Annotated in this window: 26 protein-coding genes; 24 read left to right on the forward strand and 2 right to left on the reverse strand. The window is 58.5% G+C overall.

Annotated elements, in window-relative coordinates; genetic code table 11:
* Positions 1–7 precede the first annotated feature (7 nt).
* A complete protein-coding gene (locus tag F3J39_RS02945; RefSeq protein WP_039383826.1) occupies positions 8–592 on the reverse strand; it encodes a nucleoside triphosphate pyrophosphatase in 585 nt (194 codons plus the stop codon).
* Positions 593–732: 140 nt separating this feature from the next.
* Between F3J39_RS02945 and yceD the strand changes: the two genes are divergently transcribed.
* From yceD to F3J39_RS03050, 21 genes are all read left to right on the forward strand, one after another.
* On the forward strand, positions 733–1,254 hold the full coding sequence (gene yceD / locus F3J39_RS02950) for a 23S rRNA accumulation protein YceD (RefSeq protein WP_039383829.1): 522 nt from the start codon (positions 733–735) through the stop codon (positions 1,252–1,254).
* 14 nt (positions 1,255–1,268) lie between these two features.
* Positions 1,269–1,439 carry a 50S ribosomal protein L32 gene (gene rpmF / locus F3J39_RS02955; RefSeq protein WP_007885783.1) on the forward strand — a complete coding sequence of 57 codons (171 nt, stop codon included), beginning with the start codon at positions 1,269–1,271 and terminating at the stop codon, positions 1,437–1,439.
* A 27-nt stretch (positions 1,440–1,466) separates the two neighbouring features.
* Positions 1,467–2,513: a phosphate acyltransferase PlsX gene (plsX, locus tag F3J39_RS02960; RefSeq protein WP_108569249.1), complete on the forward strand. Its 1,047-nt coding sequence runs from the start codon at positions 1,467–1,469 to the stop codon at positions 2,511–2,513.
* Entirely contained in the window at positions 2,514–3,467 is a 954-nt protein-coding gene (locus F3J39_RS02965) for a beta-ketoacyl-ACP synthase III (protein WP_039383834.1), read from the forward strand.
* Between the two features lie 16 nt (positions 3,468–3,483).
* A complete protein-coding gene (fabD, locus tag F3J39_RS02970) occupies positions 3,484–4,416 on the forward strand; it encodes an ACP S-malonyltransferase (RefSeq protein WP_071668737.1) in 933 nt (310 codons plus the stop codon).
* A gap of 10 nt (positions 4,417–4,426) precedes the next feature.
* Complete coding sequence (gene fabG / locus F3J39_RS02975; RefSeq protein WP_039383840.1) at positions 4,427–5,161, forward strand: 3-oxoacyl-ACP reductase FabG; 735 nt, start codon at positions 4,427–4,429, stop codon at positions 5,159–5,161.
* 153 nt (positions 5,162–5,314) lie between these two features.
* Positions 5,315–5,551, forward strand: coding sequence for an acyl carrier protein (gene acpP, locus F3J39_RS02980; RefSeq protein ID WP_039383843.1), 237 nt, complete (start codon positions 5,315–5,317; stop codon positions 5,549–5,551).
* 84 nt (positions 5,552–5,635) lie between these two features.
* Positions 5,636–6,877 carry a beta-ketoacyl-ACP synthase II gene (fabF, locus tag F3J39_RS02985; protein WP_039383844.1) on the forward strand — a complete coding sequence of 414 codons (1,242 nt, stop codon included), beginning with the start codon at positions 5,636–5,638 and terminating at the stop codon, positions 6,875–6,877.
* A gap of 115 nt (positions 6,878–6,992) precedes the next feature.
* Positions 6,993–7,805, forward strand: coding sequence for an aminodeoxychorismate lyase (gene pabC, locus F3J39_RS02990; RefSeq protein ID WP_166713818.1), 813 nt, complete (start codon positions 6,993–6,995; stop codon positions 7,803–7,805).
* A complete protein-coding gene (gene mltG, locus F3J39_RS02995; protein ID WP_166713819.1) occupies positions 7,802–8,821 on the forward strand; it encodes an endolytic transglycosylase MltG in 1,020 nt (339 codons plus the stop codon). The genes pabC and mltG overlap by 4 nt, the downstream gene beginning before the upstream one ends.
* The gene (gene tmk / locus F3J39_RS03000; protein ID WP_039383850.1) at positions 8,811–9,446 is read left to right on the forward strand and encodes a dTMP kinase; all 636 of its coding nucleotides are present in this window, start codon (positions 8,811–8,813) and stop codon (positions 9,444–9,446) included. The genes mltG and tmk overlap by 11 nt, the downstream gene beginning before the upstream one ends.
* On the forward strand, positions 9,443–10,435 hold the full coding sequence (gene holB / locus F3J39_RS03005) for a DNA polymerase III subunit delta' (protein WP_166713820.1): 993 nt from the start codon (positions 9,443–9,445) through the stop codon (positions 10,433–10,435). The genes tmk and holB overlap by 4 nt, the downstream gene beginning before the upstream one ends.
* A gap of 15 nt (positions 10,436–10,450) precedes the next feature.
* A complete protein-coding gene (locus tag F3J39_RS03010; RefSeq protein WP_104084775.1) occupies positions 10,451–11,242 on the forward strand; it encodes a metal-dependent hydrolase in 792 nt (263 codons plus the stop codon).
* Positions 11,243–11,522: 280 nt separating this feature from the next.
* Positions 11,523–12,956: a PTS glucose transporter subunit IIBC gene (gene ptsG, locus F3J39_RS03015; RefSeq protein ID WP_039383858.1), complete on the forward strand. Its 1,434-nt coding sequence runs from the start codon at positions 11,523–11,525 to the stop codon at positions 12,954–12,956.
* A 179-nt stretch (positions 12,957–13,135) separates the two neighbouring features.
* Positions 13,136–13,486 (forward strand): purine nucleoside phosphoramidase, encoded by a 351-nt coding sequence (hinT, locus tag F3J39_RS03020; protein ID WP_039383861.1) that lies wholly within the window; start codon positions 13,136–13,138, stop codon positions 13,484–13,486.
* 17 nt (positions 13,487–13,503) lie between these two features.
* Positions 13,504–13,869, forward strand: a complete 366-nt coding sequence (locus tag F3J39_RS03025; protein WP_039383863.1) for a YcfL family protein — start codon at positions 13,504–13,506, stop codon at positions 13,867–13,869.
* A gap of 11 nt (positions 13,870–13,880) precedes the next feature.
* Positions 13,881–14,480, forward strand: a complete 600-nt coding sequence (gene lpoB / locus F3J39_RS03030) for a penicillin-binding protein activator LpoB (RefSeq protein ID WP_071668740.1) — start codon at positions 13,881–13,883, stop codon at positions 14,478–14,480.
* On the forward strand, positions 14,461–15,282 hold the full coding sequence (thiK, locus tag F3J39_RS03035; RefSeq protein WP_166713821.1) for a thiamine kinase: 822 nt from the start codon (positions 14,461–14,463) through the stop codon (positions 15,280–15,282). The genes lpoB and thiK overlap by 20 nt, the downstream gene beginning before the upstream one ends.
* A 15-nt stretch (positions 15,283–15,297) precedes the next feature.
* Positions 15,298–16,338 (forward strand): beta-N-acetylhexosaminidase, encoded by a 1,041-nt coding sequence (gene nagZ, locus F3J39_RS03040; RefSeq protein ID WP_108569254.1) that lies wholly within the window; start codon positions 15,298–15,300, stop codon positions 16,336–16,338.
* A 243-nt stretch (positions 16,339–16,581) separates the two neighbouring features.
* Positions 16,582–17,886 carry an NAD(P)/FAD-dependent oxidoreductase gene (locus F3J39_RS03045; RefSeq protein ID WP_071668742.1) on the forward strand — a complete coding sequence of 435 codons (1,305 nt, stop codon included), beginning with the start codon at positions 16,582–16,584 and terminating at the stop codon, positions 17,884–17,886.
* A gap of 289 nt (positions 17,887–18,175) precedes the next feature.
* Entirely contained in the window at positions 18,176–18,718 is a 543-nt protein-coding gene (locus F3J39_RS03050) for a glycine zipper 2TM domain-containing protein (RefSeq protein ID WP_039383872.1), read from the forward strand.
* Positions 18,719–18,783: 65 nt separating this feature from the next.
* On the opposite strand, the gene mfd is transcribed toward F3J39_RS03050, so the two are convergent.
* Complete coding sequence (gene mfd / locus F3J39_RS03055) at positions 18,784–22,236, reverse strand: transcription-repair coupling factor (protein ID WP_166713822.1); 3,453 nt, start codon at positions 22,234–22,236, stop codon at positions 18,784–18,786.
* Between the two features lie 378 nt (positions 22,237–22,614).
* On the opposite strand from mfd, the gene lolC reads away from it, so the two are divergent.
* Genes lolC through lolE form a run of 3 tightly spaced genes read left to right on the forward strand, consistent with a single transcriptional unit; the run spans position 22,615 to position 25,752 of the window.
* Positions 22,615–23,814: a lipoprotein-releasing ABC transporter permease subunit LolC gene (gene lolC, locus F3J39_RS03060; RefSeq protein WP_039383875.1), complete on the forward strand. Its 1,200-nt coding sequence runs from the start codon at positions 22,615–22,617 to the stop codon at positions 23,812–23,814.
* Positions 23,807–24,511 (forward strand): lipoprotein-releasing ABC transporter ATP-binding protein LolD, encoded by a 705-nt coding sequence (lolD, locus tag F3J39_RS03065; protein ID WP_039383877.1) that lies wholly within the window; start codon positions 23,807–23,809, stop codon positions 24,509–24,511. Before lolC ends, lolD begins: the two co-directional genes overlap by 8 nt.
* Positions 24,508–25,752, forward strand: coding sequence for a lipoprotein-releasing ABC transporter permease subunit LolE (lolE, locus tag F3J39_RS03070; RefSeq protein WP_039383878.1), 1,245 nt, complete (start codon positions 24,508–24,510; stop codon positions 25,750–25,752). Before lolD ends, lolE begins: the two co-directional genes overlap by 4 nt.
* Positions 25,753–25,877: the final 125 nt, after the last annotated feature.

The following is a 25,877-nucleotide window of genomic DNA, read 5'->3' on the forward strand; positions in this document are numbered from 1 at the left end:
ACCGGCATCAGCCCAGCGGGTTGATGCCGGCCTTAATCAGCAGCTGATTAAGTGCAATCAGCGGCAGCCCGACCAGCGTATTCGGGTCGCGCCCCTCCAGCCTGTCGAACAGACAAATGCCAAGTCCTTCGCTTTTAAAGCTGCCGGCGCACGCCAGCGGCTGCTCCAGCTCAACGTAGCGCGCTATCTCCTGACTGCTCAGCGTGCGGAAGTGCACTGTAAAGGGCTCATACAGCACAAACTGCTGCCGGCTGGCGGGCTGCAGCAGCGCCAGCCCGGTATAAAACACAATCGCTTTTCCGCTCGCCTGAGCCAGCTGGCGGCAGGCGTTTTCGCGGGTGTGCGGCTTGCCGGCGATAGCGCCCTCCAGTACGCACACCTGGTCGGAGCCGATAATCCAGCGATCCGGAAACTGCGCAGCCAGCGCCTGCGCTTTGGCCAGCGCCAGGCGCTGCACCAGTTCAGGCGCACTCTCTTCGGGCTGCGGAGTCTCATCGCAGTCAGGCGCAGCAGTCACAAACGGTACGCCAAGCTTGCTGAGCAGCGCCTGACGAAACGGGGAGGTTGAGGCTAAAACCAGTGGCATCATCATTTTTTTACAGAATAGATAGCGTAAACATGACGGGCATTTTAAACTATGCGCCGCACTGGATGCGAATAGCAGGTGAAAGATGCCGTAAAACGGCCTTTTTCTTTGACTCTAAGACGTTACAAAGTTAATATGCGCGCCCTATGCAAAAGGTAAAATTACCCCTGACGCTCGATCCGGTCCGCGCCGCGCAAAAACGCCTGGATTATCATGGTGTTTATGCACCTGAATTGGTGGCGCGTCTGGCCGAAACGGTCGTGAGTGTGGACAGTGATGTGGAATGTACCATGTCGTTTGCGGTTGACAACCAGCGCCTCGCGGTTCTGCAAGGAACGGCGGATGTGCAGGTGACGTTAATGTGTCAACGCTGCAACCAGCCATTTCCGCAAGCTGTACACGTAAGCTATTGCTTTAGTCCGGTCTCTTCTGACGACCAGGCTGAGGCACTACCGGAAGCCTACGAGCCGGTTGATGTCAACGATTTTGGTGAGATCGACCTGCTGGCAGTGATAGAAGATGAGCTCATCCTCGCACTGCCGGTGGTTCCGGTGCATGATTCTGAACACTGTGAAGTGTCCGACGCGGACATGGTCTTTGGTAAGCTGCCTGAAGAGGCAGAAAAACCAAATCCATTTGCCGTATTAGCCAGTTTAAAGCGTAAGTAATAGGAGTAAGGTCCATGGCCGTACAACAGAATAAACCAACCCGTTCCAAGCGTGGCATGCGTCGTTCGCACGATGCCCTGACCACTGCCGCTCTGTCAGTAGATAAAGTTTCTGGCGAAACTCATCTGCGTCACCATATCACTGCGGATGGTTACTACCGCGGTCGCAAGGTTATCACCAAGTAATTCTTTGCGGTTACGCAAGGCGATACCTTGACACGTTTGACCCTGGCAGTTGATGCCATGGGCGGGGACTTCGGTCCCTGCGTGACAGTGCCTGCAGCCTTGCAGGCACTGGCCTCTCATTCGCAGCTGGTTCTTCTTCTGGTCGGCGATCCCGACACAATCTCGTCATTTCTTGCCAAAGCGGATTCCTCACTTTTGAGGCGTGTGCAGGTTATCCCTGCCGAATCGGTTATTGCAAGTGATGCGAAGCCTTCGCAGGCCATCCGTCAGAGCCGTGGCAGTTCTATGCGCGTGGCGCTGGATCTGGTTGTGGCCGGTAAGGCGCAGGCCTGTATCAGTGCCGGTAATACCGGTGCGCTGATGGGGCTGGCTAAACTCCTGTTAAAACCGCTGGACGGCATTGCACGTCCGGCACTGATGACCGTTCTGCCCCATCAGCAGCAGGGCAAAACGGTCATTCTTGATCTGGGGGCTAACGTCGACTCTGACAGCGATATGCTGGTGCAGTTTGCCATCATGGGAGCTGTCATGGCGGAAGAGGTGCTGGAGATCCGGCAACCGCGCGTTGCGCTGCTCAATATTGGTCAGGAAGAGACCAAAGGGCTTGAGTCGATTCGCGCCGCATCTGCGGTTCTGCGGGCAAGCCCTCAGATCAACTATATTGGTTATCTTGAAGGTAACGACCTGCTGACCGGCAAAACAGATGTGCTGGTGTGCGATGGCTTTGCCGGTAATGTAACGCTGAAAACGATGGAAGGTGTGGTGCGGCTGTTTCTGTCGCTGCTGAAATCGTCAGGCGAAGGTAATAAAGGTAAAGGGACCTGGTGGCTGAAACTGCTGGGACGCTGGCTGAAAAAGCGTATGATCAGGCGTTTCGGTCATCTAAACCCCGACCAGTATAACGGCGCTTGTCTGTTAGGATTGCGCGGAACAGTGATCAAAAGCCACGGCGCGGCCAATATTCAGGCATTCGCTGTGGCGATAGAACAGGCAGAGCAGGCGGTGCGTAAGCAAGTTCCCGAAAGAATTGCCGCGCGCCTTGACGCTGTATTAGCCAGGAGTGACAAAGCGTAGATGTATACCAAAATTATCGGAACAGGCAGCTATCTGCCTGAACAGATCCGCACCAATGCCGATCTGGAAAAAATGGTGGAAACCTCAGACGAGTGGATTGTCACCCGTACCGGTATTCGCGAGCGCCGTATTGCTGCACCGGATGAAACGGTTGCCAGCATGGGCTTTAACGCCGCACAGCGCGCGCTGGAAATGGCCGGCGTTGCCGCCAGCGACATTGGTCTGATTATCGTCGCCACAACTTCATCCAGCCACGCGTTCCCCAGCTCCGCATGCATGATTCAGCAGATGCTGGAGATAAACGACTGCGCAGCCTTCGATCTTGGCGCCGCCTGTGCCGGCTTTACCTATGCGCTGAGCGTTGCCGATCAATATATTAAAAACGGGGCGGTTAAACACGCGCTGGTGATTGGTGCTGATGTCCTGGCGCGTACGCTTGATCCCAGCGATCGCGGGACAATTATTCTGTTTGGCGACGGCGCGGGCGCCGTGGTACTGGGCCAGAGCAGCGAGCCGGGTATCCTCTCGACCCATCTGCATGCCGATGGCCGCTATGGCCAGCTGCTGACCCTGCCTTATCAGGATCGCGCGCGTCAGGATGAACCTGCCTACCTGACCATGGCGGGTAATGAAGTCTTTAAAGTTGCGGTAACCGAGCTGGCGCATATCGTTGATGAGACGCTGCAGGCGAATAATCTCGATCGCAGCGCGCTCGACTGGCTGGTGCCGCATCAGGCAAATCTGCGCATTATCAGCGCAACTGCCCGTAAACTCGGCATGGGCCTGGACAAAGTTGTGGTCACGCTCGATCGTCACGGAAACACCTCTGCGGCTTCGGTGCCGAGCGCGCTGGATGAAGCAGTGCGTGATGGCCGCATCAAGCCGGGACAACTGATTTTGCTGGAAGCCTTTGGTGGTGGTTTTACCTGGGGTTCTGCGCTGGTACGCTTTTGATTGACAGGAAGGACAGATGACGCAATTAGCTTTTGTTTTCCCGGGACAGGGATCTCAGACCGTTGGCATGCTGGCTGAACTCGCTGCTGACAACCCTCAGGTTGAAGCGACGTTTCGCGAAGCATCTGATGCGCTGGGCTACGATCTGTGGCAGCTGGTTCAGCAGGGGCCGGCTGAAGAGCTGAACAAAACCTGGCAGACGCAGCCCGCTTTGCTGGCAGCTTCAGTCGCTATCTATCGCGTCTGGCAGCAGAAACAGGGCGCTCAGCCGGTGCTGCTGGCAGGCCACAGCCTGGGTGAGTACTCGGCGCTGGTTTGCGCAGGCGTGCTGGCGTTTGCAGATGCCATTAAGCTGGTAGAACTGCGCGGCAAGCTGATGCAGGAGGCGGTTCCGGAAGGGACGGGAGCTATGCAGGCAATTATCGGTCTCGATGATGAGGCGATTCGTAAAGCCTGTGAAGAGAGTGCGCAGGGTGAAGTGGTCTCGCCGGTGAATTTCAACTCGCCAGGCCAGGTGGTGATTGCCGGTAACAAAGACGCCGTTGAGCGTGCTGGCGCTGCCTGTAAAGCGGCCGGCGCGAAACGTGCGCTGCCACTGCCGGTCAGCGTGCCATCGCACTGTGCGCTGATGAAGCCTGCTGCAGTTAAGCTTGCTGTTGCGCTTGAAGAGATCGCCTTTAATGCGCCAGATGTGCCGGTAGTGAATAATGTTGATGTCAAATGCGAAAACGATGCTGCGGCTATCCGCAACGCGCTGGTACGTCAGCTTTATAGCCCGGTACGCTGGACCGAATCAGTACAATTTATTGCAGAACAGGGTGTGACTCAGCTGCTGGAGATGGGTCCGGGCAAAGTCCTGACCGGTCTGACCAAACGGATTGCTGATAACCTGACGGCTACTGCCGTGAACGATCCTGCGTCGCTTTCTGCGGCTCTCTCTCAGGAATAAGAGGAAAATCATGAATTTTGAAGGTAAAGTTGCGCTGGTAACGGGCGCAAGCCGCGGTATTGGCCGGGCCATTGCAGAGACACTGGCGGCGCGCGGCGCAAAAGTTATCGGCACAGCAACCAGCGAAAGCGGAGCTGAAGCCATCAGCGCCTATCTTGGCGACAACGGCAAAGGCCTGGCGCTGAATGTGACGGATGCAGCCTCTATCGACGACGTGCTGGCAAAAGTGCGCGCTGAATTTGGCGAAGTGGATATTTTAGTCAATAATGCAGGCATCACGCGTGACAATCTGCTGATGCGCATGAAAGATGATGAGTGGGATGATATTCTTAATACCAACCTGACATCAGTTTTCCGCCTCTCCAAGGCGGTCATGCGTGCCATGATGAAAAAACGTGTGGGCCGTATCATTACCATCGGTTCTGTAGTTGGGACCATGGGTAACGCGGGCCAGGCTAACTACGCTGCAGCAAAGGCGGGTTTAATTGGCTTTAGCAAATCACTGGCGCGTGAAGTCGCGTCACGTGGCATTACCGTAAACGTCGTGGCTCCGGGCTTTATTGAGACGGACATGACGCGTGCACTGAATGAAGATCAGCGCTCGGGCATTCTGGCAGAAGTGCCTGCAGGCCGTTTAGGCGACCCGCAGGAAATTGCCAATGCTGTTGCATTCTTAGCCTCTGACGAAGCAGCCTACATCACAGGTGAAACGCTGCACGTCAATGGCGGCATGTACATGGTCTGATAATCACGAAATCATTTGCATTATTTGCGGTAAACACCGCAGAATAGCGCAAAATCGTGGTTCGACCAGCCGGGATTTTGTTGCATCTTTTTCACCATTTTATACACTACGAAAACCATCGCGAAAGCGAGTTTTGATAGGAAATTAAATAGTATGAGCGATATCGAACAACGCGTTAAGAAAATCGTAGCTGAGCAGCTGGGCGTTAAAGAAGACGAAGTGGTTAACACTGCTTCTTTCGTTGAAGACCTGGGTGCAGATTCTCTTGACACCGTTGAGCTGGTAATGGCTCTGGAAGAAGAGTTTGATACTGAAATTCCAGACGAAGAAGCTGAGAAAATCACTACCGTTCAGGCAGCGATCGATTACGTCACTAGCCATCAAGGCTAATGAATATCTTCAGGCGGTCATATGACCGCCTGAGTTTTATGTTTGCCCCACATAGCGTTATTTTTCCCTCCCTGGAGGACGAACGTGTCTAAGCGTCGTGTAGTTGTGACCGGTCTTGGCATGTTGTCTCCTGTCGGCAATACCGTAGAGTCTACCTGGAGTGCTCTCCTTGCCGGTCAGAGCGGCATTACCCTGATCGACCATTTTGATGCCAGTGCTTATGCAACGCGTTTTGCGGGCCTGGTGAAAGATTTTAATTGTGATGAGTACATCTCGCGGAAAGATCAGCGCAAGATGGACGATTTCATCCAGTATGGTATCGCGGCTGGCATTCAGGCTATGGCGGACTCCGGTCTGGTCGTAACTGATGAGAATGCCGGACGTATCGGCGCGGCTATTGGTTCAGGTATTGGCGGACTGGGTCTGATCGAAGAGAACCACAGCTCGCTGGTTAAAGGCGGCCCGCGCAAAATCAGCCCGTTCTTCGTACCTTCTACCATTGTTAATATGGTCGCCGGTCATCTCACTATTATGTATGGCCTGAAAGGCCCGAGTATTTCGATTGCAACGGCCTGCACCTCAGGCGTACATAACATCGGCCACGCTGCACGTATCATTGCTTACGATGATGCTGATGTGATGCTGGCGGGTGGCGCAGAGAAAGCCAGTACGCCTCTGGGCGTTGGCGGCTTTGGCGCGGCGCGTGCGCTCTCAACACGAAACGACAATCCGCAGGCGGCCAGCCGTCCGTGGGATAAAGATCGTGACGGGTTTGTACTGGGTGACGGCGCCGGTATTGTGGTTCTGGAAGAGTATGAGCACGCCAAAAAGCGCGGTGCGAAAATCTATGCTGAAATCGTTGGTTTTGGCATGAGCAGCGATGCTTACCACATGACGTCACCGCCGGAAGATGGCTCAGGCGCCGCTGCAGCGATGGTCAACGCGCTGCGTGATGCCCGACTCGACCCGGCTCAGATCGGCTATGTTAACGCGCACGGCACCTCTACGCCAGCCGGTGATAAAGCTGAAGCGCAGGCGGTGAAATCCGTATTTGGCGCGTCAGCGCACAGCGTTATGGTCAGCTCGACCAAATCGATGACGGGTCACCTGCTGGGTGCTGCCGGTGCCGTAGAAGCGATCTATTCGGTTCTGGCTCTGCGCGACCAGGTTGTACCGCCAACCATCAATCTGGATAATCCGGATGAGGGTTGCGATCTGGACTTTGTGCCGCATACGGCGCGTCAGGTTAGCGGTCTGGAGTATACACTATGTAACTCCTTTGGATTTGGCGGCACCAACGGCTCGCTGATCTTCCGCAAGGTATAATCGCTATTCTGCCGAACAGAGGCCCGCAATGCGGGCCTTTTTTCTGATCTGCTCTTCAGCACAACTGTCCGGGCAGGTGAGATCATTTCAGGGCTGACTGCCTGAGGAGCGCGCGGTGTGGATTAACGGTATCCCACAAACAATGCTGCCGGCCAGCGATCGAGCTGTCCAGTTTGGCGACGGCTGTTTCACCACGGCCGCCGTGCGTAACGGCAGCGTCGTGATGGCTGAGGCGCATCTGCAGCGCCTGGAGCAGGGGTGCAGGCAGCTTCTGCTGCCGCTGCCCGACCTGACGCTGCTGGCAGATGAAATGCGTTGCATTGCGCAGGGTCACGACCGGGCAGTGATGAAGATCATCCTGACGCCGGGAGCTGGCGGACGCGGCTACAGCCGGCGCGGCTGTCAGGACCCGGTGCGCATCCTCTCGCTCTCCCCCTGGCCGCACCATTACGCTGCGCTGCAGCAGCAGGGGGTGAGGCTGATTACCAGCCCGGTGCCGCTGGCGCGCAATCCGCTGCTGGCGGGCATCAAACATCTCAACCGGCTGGAGCAGGTGATGATTCGCCACCACCTTGATGAGACGGATGCTGATGAGGCGCTGGTACTGGACACCGCGGGATGCGTGGTAGAATGCTGCGCTGCCAATCTCTTCTGGCGCCGCGGCAACCAGATTTTTACGCCTCACCTTGGCCAGGCGGGCGTAAACGGCATTATGCGACGTTTTCTGATGGCGCAGCTGGCGGCCAGCGGCCAGGCTTGTCAGGAAATCAGCGCGCCGCGCGAAAGCGTACTTGGCGCTGATGAAGTCGTGATCTGTAATGCACTGATGCCGGTGCTGCCGGTGCTGCAAATCGATAACATTATTTTCAGTGAACGCACGCTGTACCAGCAACTTTTTACCTGTTGCCAGAAAATGGACGTAACATGAGTCGAATCAAAAAAATTATTGCGGGCGCGGCAGTTATCGCTGCCGCCGCTGCCGCGTTTAGCTACTGGCAGACAGAGCGCCTGGCAGATACGCCGCTGACCATTCACCAGGAAACGCTCTATACGCTGCCGGCGGGTAGCGGACGCGTTGTGCTGGAAGCGCAGCTGGAGAGCCAGCATATTATTCCGCACACTATCTGGTTTGGGCCGTTGCTCAGGCTGCAGCCGGAGCTGGCGGAGTTTAAAGCGGGTACCTACCGGCTGGAACAGGGCATGACCGTACGTCAGCTGCTGCAGCTGCTGGCCAGCGGTAAAGAGGCGCAGTTTCCGCTTCGTTTTATCGAGGGCTCACGCCTCAGCGAGTGGCTGAGCGAGCTGCGCAAAGCGCCTTATCTGAAGCATACGCTGCCGGACGACAGCTTTACCAGCGTAGCGGCGGCGCTGAAGCTGGACGCGGCACAGCTTGAAGGCAGCTTCTATCCCGACACCTATCTCTATACTGCCAATACTACGGACGTGGCGGTGCTGACGCGGGCGCATCTCCGCATGAACAAGCTGGTCGATGAGGTCTGGCAGACGCGCATGGCGAATCTGCCCTACAAAGCGCCGCGGGATCTGGTGACGATGGCGTCAATCATCGAGAAAGAGACCGGCGTAAGCGAGGAGCGCGCGCGGGTAGCGTCAGTATTTATTAATCGTCTGCGGACCGGAATGAAGCTCCAGACCGATCCCACCGTTATCTACGGGATGGGTAAGCGCTATAACGGCACGCTGACGCGCAGCGATCTCGACACGCCGACCGCCTATAATACCTACAGCATCAGCGGCCTGCCGCCGGGACCGATTGCGATGCCCGGACGCGCCTCGCTGGAAGCCGCTGCGCATCCGGAAAAGAGCAGCTATCTCTATTTTGTTGCGGATGGCAAAGGCGGGCATACCTTTACCACCAACCTTGCCAGCCATAACCGGGCGGTACAGGCTTATCGTCAGGCGCTGAAGGAAAAAAATGAAGAGTAAGTTTATTGTCATTGAGGGGCTGGAAGGCGCCGGCAAAACCACCGCGCGCGAGGCGGTGGTGGAAGTTTTGCAGCAGCACGGTATCCACGACATCGTCTTTACCCGTGAGCCGGGCGGCACACCGCTGGCGGAACAGCTGCGGGTGCTGGTAAAGCAGGGTATTGAAGGTGAACAGGTTACCGACAAAGCGGAGCTGCTGATGCTCTACGCCGCCCGGGTGCAGCTGGTAGAAAACGTGATCAAGCCGGCGCTGGCGCGCGGCGCGTGGGTAGTGGGCGATCGTCACGATCTCTCCTCGCAGGCTTATCAGGGCGGTGGCCGTGAAATGGATGCCGCGCTGATGACCACGCTGCGCGATGCGGTGCTGGGCGATTTTCGCCCCGACCTCACGCTTTATCTCGATGTGACGCCGGAAATCGGCTTGCAGCGCGCCCGTGCGCGCGGCGCGCTGGACCGCATTGAGCAGGAGTCGCTGCGCTTTTTCGAGCGGACCCGCGCGCGCTACCTTGCGCTGGCGCAGGCGGACGCCAGCATCGTCACTGTTGATGCAACGCAGGCTATCGATGAGGTGACAACGTCACTTAAAGCGGCCCTGCATCGCTGGCTGGCCGGGCAGCGCCCATGAACTGGTATCCGTGGCTGAACCAGCCCTACCGGCAAATTATTGCCCGTCACCAGGAGGGCGCAGCGCATCATGCGCTGCTGCTGCAGGCAGCTGAAGGTATGGGGGATGACGCGCTGGTGTGGGGCGTTAGCCGCTGGCTGATGTGTCAGCGGCGGGAAGGCGCTAAAAGCTGCGGCACGTGCCACGGCTGTGAACTGATGCAGGCGCATACGCATCCGGACTGGTATCGGCTGGAAGCAGAAAAAGGAAAGGCGTCACTGGGCGTGGATGCTGTGCGCGACGTCACGGAAAAGCTCTATCATTTTGCGCAGCAGGGCGGTGCGAAAGTGGTCTGGCTGCCGGACGCCGCGCAGCTGACGGAAGCGGCTGCCAATGCGCTGCTGAAAACGCTGGAGGAGCCACCCGCAAACTGCTGGTTCTTTCTCAGCGTGCGTGAGTCCTCCCGGTTGCTGGCTACGCTGCGCAGCCGCTGTCTCAGCTGGCCGCTAATTCCGCCGGAGGAGTCGCAGAGCCTCGCCTGGCTGGGCCGTGAAGTAACACAGCCAGAAGCGGCGCTGCGCGCTGCGCTGCGTCTGAACAGCGGTGCGCCCGCAGCAGCGCTGGCGCTGCTGCAGCCCGCGCGCTGGCAGACGCGTCAGGCACTGTGCGATACGCTGATCGCGGTGCTGAATGATGACATTCTGCAGCTGCTGCCTGCGCTGAACAGTGATGACGTGGCCGAGCGCCTCAGCTGGCTTATCTCGCTGCTGGTGGACGCCATGAAAATGCAGCAGGGTGCTGCGGCGTGGCTGAGTAATGGCGATCGGCCTGATGTTGTGACCGCGCTGGCCCGGCAGCTGAACAGCAACGCCCTGAACAGCAGTGTGCAGCAGTGGATAGCCTGTCGCGAACAGCTGCTGCACGTTGCATCGCTTAACCGCGAACTTATTCTGACCGACCGGCTGCTGGCGTGGAGCCGTTTACTGGCACCGCCTGTCATCAGCCCGTAAATATCCGAGAAAATTATGTTTATTGTTGATTCCCATTGCCACCTCGATGGCCTTGACTATGAAAACCAGCACCGCGACCTGGATGACGTTATCGCCAAAGCCGCCGCGCGCGACGTAAAATTTATGCTGGCAATTGCCACCACGCTGCCAGACTACTATCGCATCAAAGCGCTGGTCGGCGAGCGACAGAATATTGCGCTGGCCTGCGGCGTTCACCCGCTGAACCAGGATGAACCCTGGGATGTGGCGGAGTTTCGTCGCCTGGCAGCGGAAGAGCAGGTGGTAGCGCTGGGTGAAACCGGCCTCGACTACTTCTATCAGCAGGAGACCAAAGCGCAGCAGCAGGCCGCTTTCCGCGAACATATTCGCACCGGTATTGCGCTGAATAAGCCGATCATCGTGCATACCCGGGACGCCCGTGACGATACGCTGGCGATCCTGCGTGAAGAGCAGGTCGAAAAGTGCGGCGGCGTGCTGCACTGTTTTACCGAAGATCGCGCAACCGCAGCTAAGCTTCTGGATCTCGGCTTTTATATCTCCTTTTCCGGTATTCTGACGTTCCGTAATGCGGAGCAGATCCGCGATGCCGCGCGCTTTGTGCCACTGGATCGGATGCTGGTAGAGACAGATTCTCCCTATCTCGCGCCGGTGCCGCATCGCGGTAAAGAGAACCAGCCTGCATTTACCCGCGACGTGGCCGATTATATGGCGGTGCTGAAAGGGGTGAATATCGAGACCCTGGCCGCGACGACTACGGAGAATTTCTCACGCCTGTTTCACATTCCTATGACGCGTCTGGGCGCCTGAGCTTTATTTCAAACGCTGTAATTAATCCGTAATGAACTGCCTGCGTCAGGTTATTCCCGACGCAGGCAGTGTTTTATTGCGCTATTATCCGGCAGGTCAGTCAGAAAGTGCTGAAAGCTGCCGGCTCTCATTGAGGAAACGTGATAGCCGTCAAAGTAACGCGCCCCCATTTATTTTACTCTTCGTAATAAATCAAAAGACGCTCAGCGTCACCCGGCTGCGGAACCTCCCCCGCTGCCACGCGCATCGCGCAACTATGCACTCATACTCAGGAGCTTCTATGTTCAAGAACGCATTTGCGAACCTGCAGAAAGTAGGTAAATCGCTAATGTTGCCGGTATCGGTTCTGCCGATTGCCGGTATTTTGTTAGGTGTTGGTTCTGCAAACTTCAGCTGGCTGCCGGCCGTGGTCTCCCACGTCATGGCCGAGGCGGGCGGATCGGTGTTCGCCAATATGCCGCTGATTTTTGCGATCGGTGTGGCGCTGGGCTTTACCAATAACGACGGCGTGTCAGCACTGGCGGCGGTTGTCGCTTACGGCATTATGGTTAAAACGCTGGCGGTCGTGGCGCCGCTGGTACTGCATCTGCCAGCCGCAGAGATTGAAGCGAAACATCTGGCGGACACCGGCGTACTGGGCGGGATCATTGCCGGTGCGATTGCTGCCTATATGTTTAACCGCTTTTACCGTATCAAGCTGCCGGAGTACCTCGGCTTCTTTGCCGGTAAACGCTTTGTTCCGATTATTTCCGGTCTGACCGCTATCTTTACCGGTATTGTGCTGTCGTTTATCTGGCCACCGGTGGGTACGGCAATTCAGGATTTCTCCCAGTGGGCTGCGTATCAGAACCCGGTTGTCGCTTTTGGCATCTACGGCGTGATTGAGCGTGCGCTGGTGCCTTTCGGCCTGCATCATATCTGGAACGTTCCTTTCCAGATGCAGATTGGTGAGTTCACCAATGCGGCCGGCCAGGTATTCCACGGCGATATCCCGCGTTACATGGCGGGAGACCCGACTGCCGGTAAACTCTCAGGCGGCTTCCTGTTTAAAATGTATGGTCTGCCGGCTGCTGCTATTGCTATCTGGCATTCGGCGAAGCCTGAGAACCGTGCCAAAGTTGGCGGTATCATGATCTCTGCCGCGCTGACCTCGTTCCTGACCGGTATTACCGAACCGATTGAGTTCTCTTTCATGTTCGTGGCACCGATCCTCTACGTGATCCACGCGATTCTGGCAGGTCTGGCGTTCCCTATCTGTATCCTGCTGGGTATGCGTGACGGTACCAGCTTCTCGCACGGCCTGATCGATTTTATCGTCCTGAGCGGTAACAGCAGCAAAATCTGGCTGTTCCCGATTGTTGGCATCATCTACGGCCTGGTTTACTACACCGTTTTCCGCGTGCTGATTGTAAAACTGAATCTGAAAACGCCAGGTCGTGAAGATACCGCGATTGAGCAGAGCAGCGTCACCGGCAGTGAAATGGCGGGCAAGCTGGTCAGCGCCTTTGGCGGCAAAGAGAACATCACCAATCTGGATGCCTGTATTACCCGTCTGCGCGTCAGCGTGGCCGATGTGGCAAAGGTTGATCAGGCTGAGCTGAAAAACCTGGGCGCCCGCGGCGTTGTGGTTGCCGGTTCCGGTGTACAGGCTATCTTTGGCACTAAATCAGATAATCTGAAAACGGAAATGGATGATTACATCCGCAGCATGTAACGCCTTTGCAGTAAGATTGTGCACCGTTACTGAAAACCCCCTCCCGTGAGGGGGTTTTTGTTTGTCTGCGCGACGCTGTAAAAGCAGCCAGTCAGTGAAGAAAAGCCGGGAGAAGGTTGAAAGAAGCGGATTTTCTCGCGCATACTGCCAGACTGACTCAGGTAAAAAGGAACCGCACCATGGCTGAAGAGACTATTTTCAGTAAAATCATTCGCCGTGAAATTCCGGCCGATATTATCTACCAGGATGAACTGGTCACCGCCTTTCGTGATATTGCACCCAAAGCGCCCACTCACGTGCTGATTATCCCTAATGTCCTGATCCCCACGACGAACGACGTTAAGCCTGCGCATGAACATGCGCTCGGGCGGATGATCACCGTGGCGGCGAAAATTGCCCGCGATGAAGGCATTGCTGAAGATGGCTATCGCCTGATCATGAACTGCAATCGCCACGGCGGTCAGGAGGTCTATCATATACACATGCACCTGGTGGGTGGTGAACCCCTGGGCCCGATGCTTGCTTATTAACCTCAGGCGGACCTGATATGCGTCGATGGCTGAGCGGCCTGCTATTATTGACTCTGGCAGGCTGCAGTAGTGATAAACCGATGATTAATACCTCGCAATCGCTGGTGATGGAGTCATCCGTGCTGTCAGCGGGGATTATTACTGACGAGCCACAGCTTACCAGCCGCGACGGTCAGCTGCAGGCGGCCAGCACGCTGCAGAATCTGCGTGAAGCGCCTGTTACGGTTCATTATCGTTTCTACTGGTATGACGATAAGGGACTGGAAATTGAGCCGCAGGAGCCGGCACAGACGCAAACTGTTCCCGCACACGGCAGCGTGATGGTGGCTTCGCAAATGGGCAATCTTACCGCCAGCAAAGTGCGGCTTTATCTTTATCTCTAAGGAGTAACCCCGTGATCCGCAGTGTTCAACGTTCTGGCGCGCTACTGTTTGCGCTGATGCTTACCGGCTGTGTGGTAAAACAGCAGACGCCGGCGCCGGTCGAACCGACGCAGCCGACGACCCCGGTTCAGCCGGAACCGCAGCCGGAGCCGCAACCCGTGCCGCCGCCACAAAATGTGCCGCAGCCGCCTAAGCTAAAGACCATTAACTGGAGCGCCAGCGTCTCACCGCTGGTGGCCAATATGGTGCAGTCTGCCGGGGTGAATCCGGGCAGCGTGCTGCTGGTCGATCGCCTTAAAAACAGTACCAACGGCGCGCTGCAGACCGAAAAAGCCACCAGTGCCATTCAGAGCGCGCTGGCGAACAACGGCAAGTTTACCCTGGTATCTGATGATCAGCTGAATCAGGCTCGCCAGACGCTGGGCCTCTCACCGGAAGATAGTCTGAACTCGCGCAGCAAAGCGATTGGACTGGCGCGCATCGTAAACGCGCAGTATGTGCTTTACAGCAATGCGAAAGGCGAGGTGAAGTCACCCACGCTGCAGATGCAGCTGATGCTGGTGCAGACCGGCGAAATCATCTGGTCAGGTAATGGTGCAACACAACCCTGATCCCGCACTGGTTGACCTGGTGCAGCAACAGTGGCCGACGGCACCCGCCGCCGGCTATTTTTTCGCGCTGCCGGGTCTGAGCGGCAACAGTTTTCAGATTGCGGGCAGGCAGGAGACGCTGCTGGCCCGGCGCACGCCTCTGCAGCCGATTCCTTTTGTTAACCGGCAGCGCGAATACCGTATTTTACGCCAGCTGCGTAACGCCGGCCTGGGGCCGGAGCCGCTCAGCTGGCGCTCCCCGTGGCTGCTGCAGCGCTGGCTGCCGGGTGAGGCGCTGACGCCTGCCGCCTTTGACGCACAGCGCAGCGCAATAGTGGCGCTGGTAAGCACGCTGCACCGGCAGCCGCTGACCGGCTATCCCCTGCGGCTGCTGCCGCTGTTGCAGCTCTACTGGCAGCGCTGCCGCCAGCGGCACTGGCGCTGGCTGGCGCGCCTGCAGCGGCTGCAGCGACAGGGGGAACCGCGCCCGCTGCGCCTTGCGCCGCTGCATATGGATGTCCATCCGGGCAATGTGATCGCGACGCCAGCCGGGCTGAGGCTGATTGACTGGGAGTATGCAGCCGATGGCGACGTGGCGCTGGAGCTGGCTGCCATCTGTGCATGGGCGCCGGCGCAGGCAGCGGCGTGGACAGAAGAGTATGCCGCACGGACGCACATGGATGCGGCCGTGCTGGCGCGTCAGATCGCGCGCTGGCAGCCGTGGCTGCAGCTGCTGATGGCGAGCTGGTATCAGCTGCGCGCCGAGCAGAGCGGCGAGGCAACTTTACAGCAGCTGGCGCAGACCAGCTGGCAGGATATTTAATTCAGGAACTGAGCTATGACAATCAATGCACCCGGCCCGCTGATGCTGGACGTGGCGGGCTATACGCTGGACGCAGAAGAGCGCGAGATATTGCAGCACCCGCTGGTGGGCGGACTTATTCTGTTTACGCGCAACTTTCATGACGTTGCTCAGCTCCGCGAGCTGGTGCGTCAGATCCGCGCCGCTTCCCGTAACCGGCTGGTGGTGGCGGTGGATCAGGAAGGCGGGCGCGTGCAGCGTTTCCGCGAAGGCTTCACGCAGTTGCCGGCAATGCAGTCCTTTGCTGCCCTGCACGATTTGACTGCGGCAGGCGAGCTGGCGCAGCAGGCGGGCTGGCAGATGGCGGCGGAGATCACCGGGCTCGATATCGATATCAGCTTTGCACCGGTGCTCGATATCGGCCACATCAGCGCCGCAATCGGCGATCGGGCGTTTCATGCCGATCCGGCCATTGCGCTGCAGATCGCGCGGCGCTTTATTAACGGCATGCGCGAAGCCGGTATGAAAACCACCGGTAAACATTTTCCCGGCCACGGCGCGGTCAGCGCGGATTCGCATAAAGAGACACCGCGTGATACGCGCGACGCCGCCACGCTGCGCCAGCACGATATGGCTATTTTTCAGCAGCTCATCAGTGAACAGCTGCTGGATGCGGTGATGCCGGCCCACGTTATCTACACCCAGGTCGATCCGCTGCCCGCCAGCGGCTCGCCTTACTGGCTGCAGCAAGTGCTGCGTCAGGAGCTCGCCTTTGACGGCGTGATCTTCTCCGACGATCTCTCAATGGAGGGCGCCGCCGTGATGGGCAGCTACGCCGAACGGGCGCAGCAGTCGCTGGATGCCGGTTGCGATATGATTCTGGTCTGCAACCAGCGGGCGGGCGCCATTAGCGTGCTGGATAATCTGCAGGCGGGTCCGGCAGAACGTATTGCACGGCTCTGGCATCGCGGGCAGCATACGCTGGATGAGCTGCAGAGCAGCGCGCGCTGGCGGCAGAATCAGCGTCAGCTCAGCGATCTGCAGGCGCGCTGGCTGGCGCATAACGCACAGCAGTAAGCGTTGCGAAGCGCCGCGTTCCCTGGGGGAATGCGGCGTTTGTCGTGTGATGCTATTCACAAAACGTGTAACATTCTGATAATCCCCGCGAAAGATTGATCTGCATCAATTTCCTTATGATCTGGTTAGACCGGCGTGATATTCTGCCCTCAGCGCGCGATTAAAAATCGCCAACCCTATGTTTATTAAGGTTTTATTTAACCATTAATTAACTTTTGGTTTACAACTTTGAGGGGGTCTGCATTGACTACAACCATGGAAAAGATCGTCATTATTGGCGGAGGCGCCGGTGGCCTGGAGCTGGCAACGCAGCTGGGGCATAAGCTGGGGCGCAGCAAAAAAGCGGAGATTATTCTGGTTGACCGCAACCACAGTCATCTCTGGAAACCGCTGCTGCATGAGGTGGCGACCGGCTCTATGGATGAGGGCATTGACGCGCTGAGCTATCTGGCTCACGCCCGCAACCACGGCTTTCAGTTTCAGCTGGGCTCGCTGACGCAGATCCATCGCGATCGCAAAACCATTGAGCTGGCGGAAATCCGCGACGCTCAGGGTGAGATTCTGGTGCCGCAGCGTGAGCTGGCGTGGGATCGTCTGGTGGTGGCGCTGGGCAGTACGTCCAACGATTTTGGTACGCCGGGCGTGAAAGATCACTGCATCTTCCTCGACAATCCGCATCAGGCGCGTCGCTTCCATAATGAGATGCTGAATCAGTTCCTGCGTTTTTCCGCCAGCGAAGGCGAATTGCAGAAAGTGAATATCGCCATTGTTGGCGGCGGCGCCACCGGCGTGGAGCTCTCCGCTGAACTCTACAATGCGGTGAAGCAGCTGCACAGCTACGGCTACAAAGGTCTCGACAGCAGCGCGCTCAACGTCACGCTGGTGGAAGCGGGTGAGCGCATTCTGCCTGCGCTGCCACCGCGCATCTCTGCGGCGGCCCATCAGGAGCTGACCAAACTGGGCGTACGCGTTCTGACGCAGACCATGGTGACCAGCGCCGATGCGAAAGGGCTTAACACCAAAGAGGGTGAGTATATTGCTGCCGATCTGATGGTGTGGGCAGCAGGCATCAAAGCGCCTGACTTTATGAAAGAGATCGGCGGCCTGGAGACCAACCGCATTAACCAGCTGGTGGTTAAAGAGACGCTGCAGACCACGCGCGATGAAAATATCTACGCGCTCGGCGACTGCGCCTCCTGTGCGCTGCCAGGTGGCGGCTTCGTGCCGCCGCGCGCGCAGTCGGCGCATCAGATGGCGTCACGGGTGCTGGATAACATCCTCGCACAGCGTAAAGGCAAGCCGCTGAAAGCGTACGTTTATAAAGATCACGGCTCGCTGGTTTCGCTGTCGCGCTTTACCACCGTGGGCAGTCTGATGGGTAACCTGATGCGCGGCTCAATGATGGTGGAAGGGCGCATTGCGCGCTTTGTCTACATCTCTCTGTATCGTATGCACCAGATTGCGCTCCATGGATATTTCAAGACCGGCCTGATGATGCTGGTTGGCAGTCTGAACCGCGTACTTCGTCCGCGACTTAAACTGCACTAATCAATAGCGGGCGACACAGTGTCGCCCGCTCCCGTTTTGCCCGCAATAAGCTGCTGATAATCATCAGTTCACCGCAACATTACCCGCCCCGAATCCGCGGCTCGGAACTCTCCTAAAAGCTGGCCCTGCTGCGCTTACGCTGCGTTTCCTCCATTAATCTGATGTTGCAATTCCGGACCATCTGCAAAACTTATCTTCAGGAACACGGCGCGGCGCGCACGCCGGTTATGCCTCCGCTACAGCCTGTAGCGACGGGAATGCGCGGTAACACTGTCAGGAGGATATTCCTGTGAATAAATCAATGCTTGCGGGTATCGGAATCGGCGTAGCAGCAGCGCTGGGCGTGGCGGCGGTCGCCAGCATGAACGTGTTTGATCGCGGTCCGCAATTTGCTCAGGTGCTGTCAGCCACCCCGATTAAAGAGAGTATCAAACAGCCGCGTCAGGAGTGCCGTAACGTTACGCTGACGCACCGTCGTCCGGTACAGGATGAGAACCGCATTGCCGGTTCGGTGCTGGGTGCCGTCGCGGGCGGCGTGCTGGGTCATCAGTTCGGCGGCGGTCGCGGTCGCGATGTGGCTACCGTAGCGGGTGCGCTGGCCGGCGGCTACGGCGGTAATCAGGTGCAGGGCGCTCTGCAGGAGCGGGACACCTACACCACCAGCGAACAGCGCTGCAGAACGGTATACAGTAAACAGGAAAAGATGCTGGGTTATGATGTGACCTATAAAATAGGCGACCAGCAGGGCAAAATCCGTATGGAGAATGACCCTGGCACCCGCATCCCGCTTGATCGCAACGGTCAGCTCATCCTGAATTCGAATCAGGCCTGATTGGGCAAAGCTATTTCACAGCAAACCAGATAAAAAAGCGCCGTAAGGCGCTTTTTTCTTTTGCATCAGCCCGCCGGCAGCCGGTGCTTTGCCAGTTCGGTGATAAACTCCTGAACCCACTCCATGCGCAGCTTGCGTTCAGCCAGATCGCGCGTGAAGCGCAGCCGCGTCGGGCCATCCAGCTTCCACTGTGCCGGATCTTTCTGCAGCAGGCTAATCAGCCAGCCGGGATCGATCTGGTTCTGCGGGGCAAACTCAAAGAAGCCGCCTTTGTCACTGGCTTCAATTTTGCGCACGCCCAGCTCGCGCGCGGCCAGGCGCAGCGCGGCGATATCCAGCAGATTGCGCGCGGCGTCAGGCAGTTTGCCAAAGCGGTCAATCATCTCTACCCGCAGTTCAGCCAGATCCTGCTCGTCGGCGGCGCTGGCAACCCGCTTATAGAGTGAAAGACGGGTGCTGACATCGGGAATGAAATCGTCGGGCAGCAGCGCCGGCATCCGCAGTTCAATCTCGGTCTGATTGCTGGTGAGATCTTCCAGCGACGGCTCGCGTCCCGCTTTCAGAGCATCCACCGCATTTTCCAGCAGCTCCATATAGAGCGTAAAGCCGATGCTCTCCATCTGACCGCTCTGATCCTCGCCCAGCAGCTCACCGGCGCCGCGGATTTCAAGATCGTGCGTCGCCAGCGCAAAGCCGGCGCCTAAATCTTCCAGCGAGGCGATCGCCTCCAGCCGCTTCTGGGCATCGGTGGTCATCGCTTTCGGGTGCGGTGTCAGCAGCCAGGCGTAGGCCTGATGGTGCGAGCGGCCAACGCGCCCGCGCAGCTGGTGCAGCTGCGCCAGACCAAAGTGATCGGCACGTTCAATGATGATGGTGTTGGCGCTGGGTACATCGATACCGGTTTCAATGATGGTGGTACAGACCAGTACATTAAAACGCTGATGATGGAAATCGTTCATTACCCGCTCCAGATCGCGCTCGCGCATCTGGCCGTGACCAATCGCGATACGCGCTTCCGGCACCAGATCCGCCAGCCGCTGCGCCGCTTTCTCAATGTTTTCCACGTCGTTATAGAGGTAGTAAACCTGACCACCGCGCAGCACCTCGCGCAGAATCGCTTCGCGCACCACCAGGCTGTCATATTCGCGCACAAAGGTTTTCACCGCCAGGCGACGGGCAGGCGGCGTGGCGATAATCGACAGATCGCGCATGCCGCTCATCGCCATATTCAGCGTACGCGGAATAGGCGTAGCGGTCAGCGTCAGGATATCGACGTCGGCGCGCATCGCCTTGATGCGCTCTTTGTGCCGCACGCCAAAGCGGTGCTCTTCATCCACAATCAGCAGCCCGAGGTCGCGCCATTTGAGATCGCTCATCAGCAGTTTGTGCGTGCCGATCAGAATATCGATTTTGCCTTCGCTCGCCTGCTCCAGCACCTGTGCCTGCTCTTTCGCGCTGCGGAAGCGTGACAGCATCTCGATACGCACCGGCCAGTTGGCAAAGCGATCGCGGAAGTTGTCATAGTGCTGCTGCGCCAGCAGGGTGGTGGGAACGAGTACCGCCACCTGCTTGGTGTTCTCCACGGCCAGAAACGCCGCGCGCATTGCCACTTCCGTTTTACCAAAGCCCACGTCGCCACACACCAGGCGATCCATGGCCAGCGGCTGGCACATATCACTCAGGACGGCGTTAATCGCCTGCGCCTGATCCGGGGTGGTTTCAAACGGGAAGCCCTCGCAGAACAGCCGGTACTGTTCGCGATCGTGCTTAAAGGCGTAGCCGCTCTTCGCAGCACGCTGGGCGTAGATATCCAGCAGTTCCGCCGCCACGTCACGTACCTTTTCCGCCGCTTTCTGCCGCGCGCGTGACCAGGCGTCGCTGCCCAGCTTGTGCAGCGGCGCATTTTCATCGGCGCCACCGGCGTAGCGGCTGATCAGATGCAGTGAGGAGACCGGTACATAAAGCTTGGCGTCGCCGGCGTAGGAGAGCATCAGGTACTCCGCCACAATCCCGCCAGCCTCCAGTGTGGTGAGTCCGATATAACGTCCGACGCCGTGCTCCAGATGCACCACCGGCTGCCCCGGATGCAGCTCCGCCAGGTTGCGGATCAGCACGTCCGGATTGATGGTGCGGCGATTATCCTGCCGGCGACGGCTGACGCGCTCGCCCAGCAAATCGCTTTCACAGATCAGCGCGCGATTGCGCAGCGTATCGATAAAGCCACGCTCGCTGGCGCCAATCATCAGGCTGTAAGGCTGAGCCGCCGCTTCGCTGAAGTGTTCAACCGGCTGAGGGCGTAGCTTAATGCGCGCCAGCAGCTCCTGCAGACTTTCCCGGCGGCCTTCGCTCTCTACCGAGAAAATCACCTGGCCGCTGAACTGCTCCAGAAACTGGCGCAGCAGGTCGAGTGGGGCTTTCGCCTGGGCCTGCACGGTAAGCTCCGGCAGCGGTTCATAGGCCAGGTTGGTATTGGCGGCTTTTTCCGGCAGCGTTTCTGCCGTGAGCTGCATGCGCGGCCAGGCTTTCAGTTCGCTGAGCAGCGCATCGGGCCGCAGCCAGAGCGTGGCCGGCTCCAGCAGCGGGCGCATCGGGTCGATGCGCCGGTTTTCAAAGCGGGCGTGCGCATCCTGCCAGAAGCGCTCCGCGCTGCCAGCCAGATCGCCGCAGTTCAGCACCAGCGTGCTGGCGGGCAGGTAGCTGAACAGCGTGGGCAGCGGCTGCTCAAAAAACAGCGGCTGCCAGTATTCGATGCCGGAGGGCAGCGTGCCTTTACTGACCTGCTGATAGATATGCTCCGGCTCGCGGCGCACGTCGAAAATCTCGCGCCAGCGGGTGCGAAACAGCTCAATCGCCGCTTTGTCAGTGGGAAATTCGTGCGCCGGCAGGAGATTAATCGCATCCACTGACTCCAGCGTGCGCTGGCTGTCGACGTCGAACAGGCGCAGGCTGTCAATTTCATCATCAAAAAAGTCGATGCGATAGGGCTGGTCGCTGCCCATCGGGAAGAGATCGAGCAGGGCACCGCGCGTGGCATATTCGCCATGCTCCATCACCTGATCGACGTGGCGGTAACCCGCCTGTTCCAGCTGATCGCGCAGCGCGTCGCGGGACAGTTTTTGTCCCTGCTGCATCACCAGCGCGTGCCCGTGCAGGAAGCTGTGCGGGCAGACGCGCTGCATCAGCGTATTGACCGGCAGAATCAGCATGCCGCGAGCCAGCATCGGCAGCTGGTAAAGCGTAGAGAGGCGCGCTGAAATAATATCCTGATGGGGCGAAAAGCTGTCGTAGGGCAGCGTTTCCCAGTCCGGCAGATTAATCACCGGCAGGTCGGTAAACTGACGGATCTCCTCCTGCAGCCGCAGCGCGGACTGCATATCCGGGGTGATCATCAACACCGGACCCTGATGGCGTTCGGTGATACTGGCGCACTCAACCGCCTGCGCGGCGCCGACCAGCTGGCCGAGCTGACGATGGTCTCCTGCTTTGGCAGGCAGGGTATAACGATGCTGTTCCGACATAGGGTCTCGACGTGCTCTCCTTGTATTTCAGGGCGTCATCATTCCATAAACCGCTCTGATGATCATCTCTCCATTGTGCCCGCAGGCAGGCCGGAAGGGAGCGACAGCGACTCCGCGCTATCAGCCTGACAGATATAATAGTCCCGATATGCCAGTGATGGTATGCGCGCGCCGCCAGCGGCAACCGTTCGTACAGCTTTTATCCGGCCGCACGGCGGGGCAGAACCGTTGCGGCGAAAGAAATCTCTCCTGTGGCGCGGCAGGGACGCATTTTGATGCAACTTCGCTCATCACTCAGTGGGTTAGAGGTTTCATAAAGCAGGCGGCTCCATTATCATCCCTCTACCTTATTATCAGGCAATGGCCAGAACGGAACTCATGTATCAACCAGTTGCGCTATTTATCGGTTTACGCTACATGCGTGGACGGGCTTCAGACCGCTTCGGTCGCTTCGTCTCCTGGCTCTCAACTATCGGTATTACCCTGGGCGTAATGGCGCTGGTGACCGTGCTGTCGGTGATGAACGGCTTTGAGCGTGAGCTGGAGGGGAATATCCTGGGGCTGATGCCGCAGGCGCTCATTACCAGTGACAAAGGCAGTATCGATCCGCAGCAGCTGCCGGCTGACAGCCTGAAGCTGCAGGGCGTCACGCGCGTTGCTCCCCTGACCACGGCCGATGTGGTGCTGCAGAGTGCGCACAACGTCTCGGTCGGCGTGATGCTGGGGGTTAATCCGGACGAACCCGATCCGCTCACGCCTTACCTGGTTAACACGCAGCAGCAGGTGCTGCAGGCGGGCAAATATAATGTGATCCTCGGTGAGCAGCTCGCCGCACAGCTCGGCGTGAAGCGGGGCGACGCGCTGCGTCTGATGGTGCCTTCGGTCAGCCAGTTTACGCCGGTCGGGCGCCTGCCCAGCCAGCGCATCTTTACCGTTGCCGGGACTTACGCGGCAAATAGTGAGGTAGATGGTTACCAGATCCTCGTTAATCAGCAGGATGCATCGCGCGTTATGCGCTATCCGGCAGGCAGCATCACCGGCTGGCGGCTCTGGCTGGAAAAGCCGCTGAGCGTGGATACGCTGAGTACCCAGCCGCTGCCGCAGGGCACGGTGTGGAAAGACTGGCGCGAGCGCAAAGGCGATCTTTTCCAGGCCGTACGCATGGAAAAAAATATGATGGGGCTGCTGCTGAGTCTGATTATCGCCGTAGCGGCGTTCAATATCATCACCTCGCTGGGTCTGCTGATTATGGAGAAGCAGGGCGAAGTGGCGATTCTGCAGACGCAGGGCTTAACCCGGCGGCAGATTGTCGCGGTCTTTATGGTGCAGGGCGCGAGTGCCGGTATTATTGGCGCGCTGCTGGGGGCGCTGCTTGGCGTGCTGCTTGCCAGCCAGCTGAACACGCTGATGCCGGTCATTGGCCTGTTTCTCGATGGCGCGGCGCTGCCGGTGGACATCAATCCCTGGCAGGTAGTGATGATCGCCCTGATTTCAATGACGGTTGCGCTGCTCTCAACCCTTTACCCCTCCTGGCGCGCTGCCGCCGTTCAACCCGCTGAGGCTTTACGTTATGAGTAATACCCCTTTGTTGCAGTGTCGCGACCTGTGCAAACGCTATCAGGAAGGCAGCGTGCAGACCGACGTGCTGCGCAACGTGGCTTTCAGCCTGCAGCCCGGCGAGCTGGCGGCGATTGTCGGCAGCTCCGGCTCTGGTAAAAGTACGCTCCTGCATCTGCTGGGCGGGCTGGATGCGCCGACCTCGGGCGACGTGGTGTTTGATGGCCGCTCGCTTAATGGCATGAGCGCCGCCGCAAAAGCGGAGCTGCGCAACCGCGAACTGGGCTTTATCTATCAGTTCCATCACCTGCTGCCTGACTTCAGCGCGCTGGAGAACGTGGCGATGCCGCTGCTGATTGGCAAAACCGCCAAAGCGGAAGCTGAGAGTCGCGCCCGCGAAATGCTGGCGGCGGTCGGGCTGGAGAAGCGCGCCGCGCATCGTCCTTCTGAGCTCTCAGGCGGCGAGCGTCAGCGCGTGGCGATTGCCCGGGCGCTGGTTAACCGTCCACGTCTGGTGATGGCGGATGAGCCCACCGGCAATCTCGATGCGCGCAACGCCGACGCGATATTTGAACTGCTGGGCGAGCTTAACGTGCGTCAGGGCACGGCGTTTCTGGTGGTGACTCACGATCTGCAGCTGGCAAAACGGCTGACGCGGCAGATGGAGATGCGTGACGGACAGCTGAGCGATCGCCTGACGCTGGGAGCAGAGGCATGACCTCTTCACTCTCGCTGTTGCTGGGGCTGCGTTTCAGCCGGGGCCGGCGGCGCGGCGGCATGGTATCGCTGATTTCAGTGATCTCCACCGTGGGAATTGCGCTGGGCGTGGCGGTACTGATCATCGGCCTCAGCGCCATGAACGGTTTTGAGCGTGAGCTGAATAACCGCATTCTGGCTGTCGTTCCGCATGGTGAAATTGAGCCGGTCGAAGGGCCGCTGCGCGACTGGCAATCTCTGATCGCCCCGATGGAGCAGGTGCCCGGCATCGCGGCGGCGGCCCCCTACGTTAATTTTACCGGATTGATTGAGAGCGGCGCCAGGCTACAGGCGCTGCAGGTCAAAGGGGTTGATCCGCAGCAGGAGTCGCGTCTCAGCGCACTGCCGCAGTTTGTCGCCGGCGACGCCTGGGCACAGTTTGCCGCCGGCAGGCAGCAGATTATTTTGGGCGGCGGTATCGCCAAATCACTGAACGTGAAGCAGGGCAGCTGGATCACCATCATGATCCCTAACAGCAGCGCGGATAATAAGCTGCAGCAGCCAAAGCGCATCCGGCTGCAGGTCAGCGGTATTCTTCAGCTGAGCGGCATGCTCGATCACAGCCTGGCGCTGGTTCCGCTGGCGGATGCGCAGCGCTATCTGGGCCTGGGCGACAGCGTCAGCGGTATCGCACTGAAGATGAGCGATCCGTTTCAGGCGCAAAAGCTGGTGCGCACGGCCGGTGAGGTAGCCCACGCCTATGTTTATATCAAAAGCTGGATTGGCACCTACGGCTATATGTATCGCGATATCCAGATGATCCGCGCCATTATGTATCTGGCGATGGTGCTGGTGATTGGCGTCGCCTGTTTCAATATCGTTTCCACGCTGGTGATGGCAGTTAAAGATAAGAGCGCAGACATTGCCGTACTGCGTACCCTGGGGGCGAAAGATGGGCTTATCCGCGCTATCTTTATCTGGTACGGGCTGCTGGCGGGCCTGCTGGGCAGCGTCAGCGGCGTTGTCACCGGTGTGCTGGTGGCGCTGAACCTGACGCCGGTGATGCGCGGCATCGAACATCTGACCGGGCATACGCTGCTGGCAGGCGATATCTATTTTATCGACTTTCTGCCGTCGGAACTGCACTGGCTGGATGTTGTCATTGTACTGGTAACCGCTATCGTGCTGAGCCTGATCGCCAGCTGGTACCCGGCGCGACGCGCCAGCCGCCTCGATCCGGCCCGCGTGCTGAGCGGTCAGTAACCGCCCTGACGCAGCCGCTCCGGCGGCTGCGTCCGGTTTCAGCGCCTGCGTACGGCGGTGTCGCCACGCAGTCGCTATTACCGGGACAGCATTGCCCACTACAACACCCGAAACACGGCGTACTG

The organism is Pantoea sp. Acro-807 (genome assembly GCF_011752675.1).
Classification (GTDB): domain Bacteria; phylum Pseudomonadota; class Gammaproteobacteria; order Enterobacterales; family Enterobacteriaceae; genus Pantoea; species Pantoea eucrina.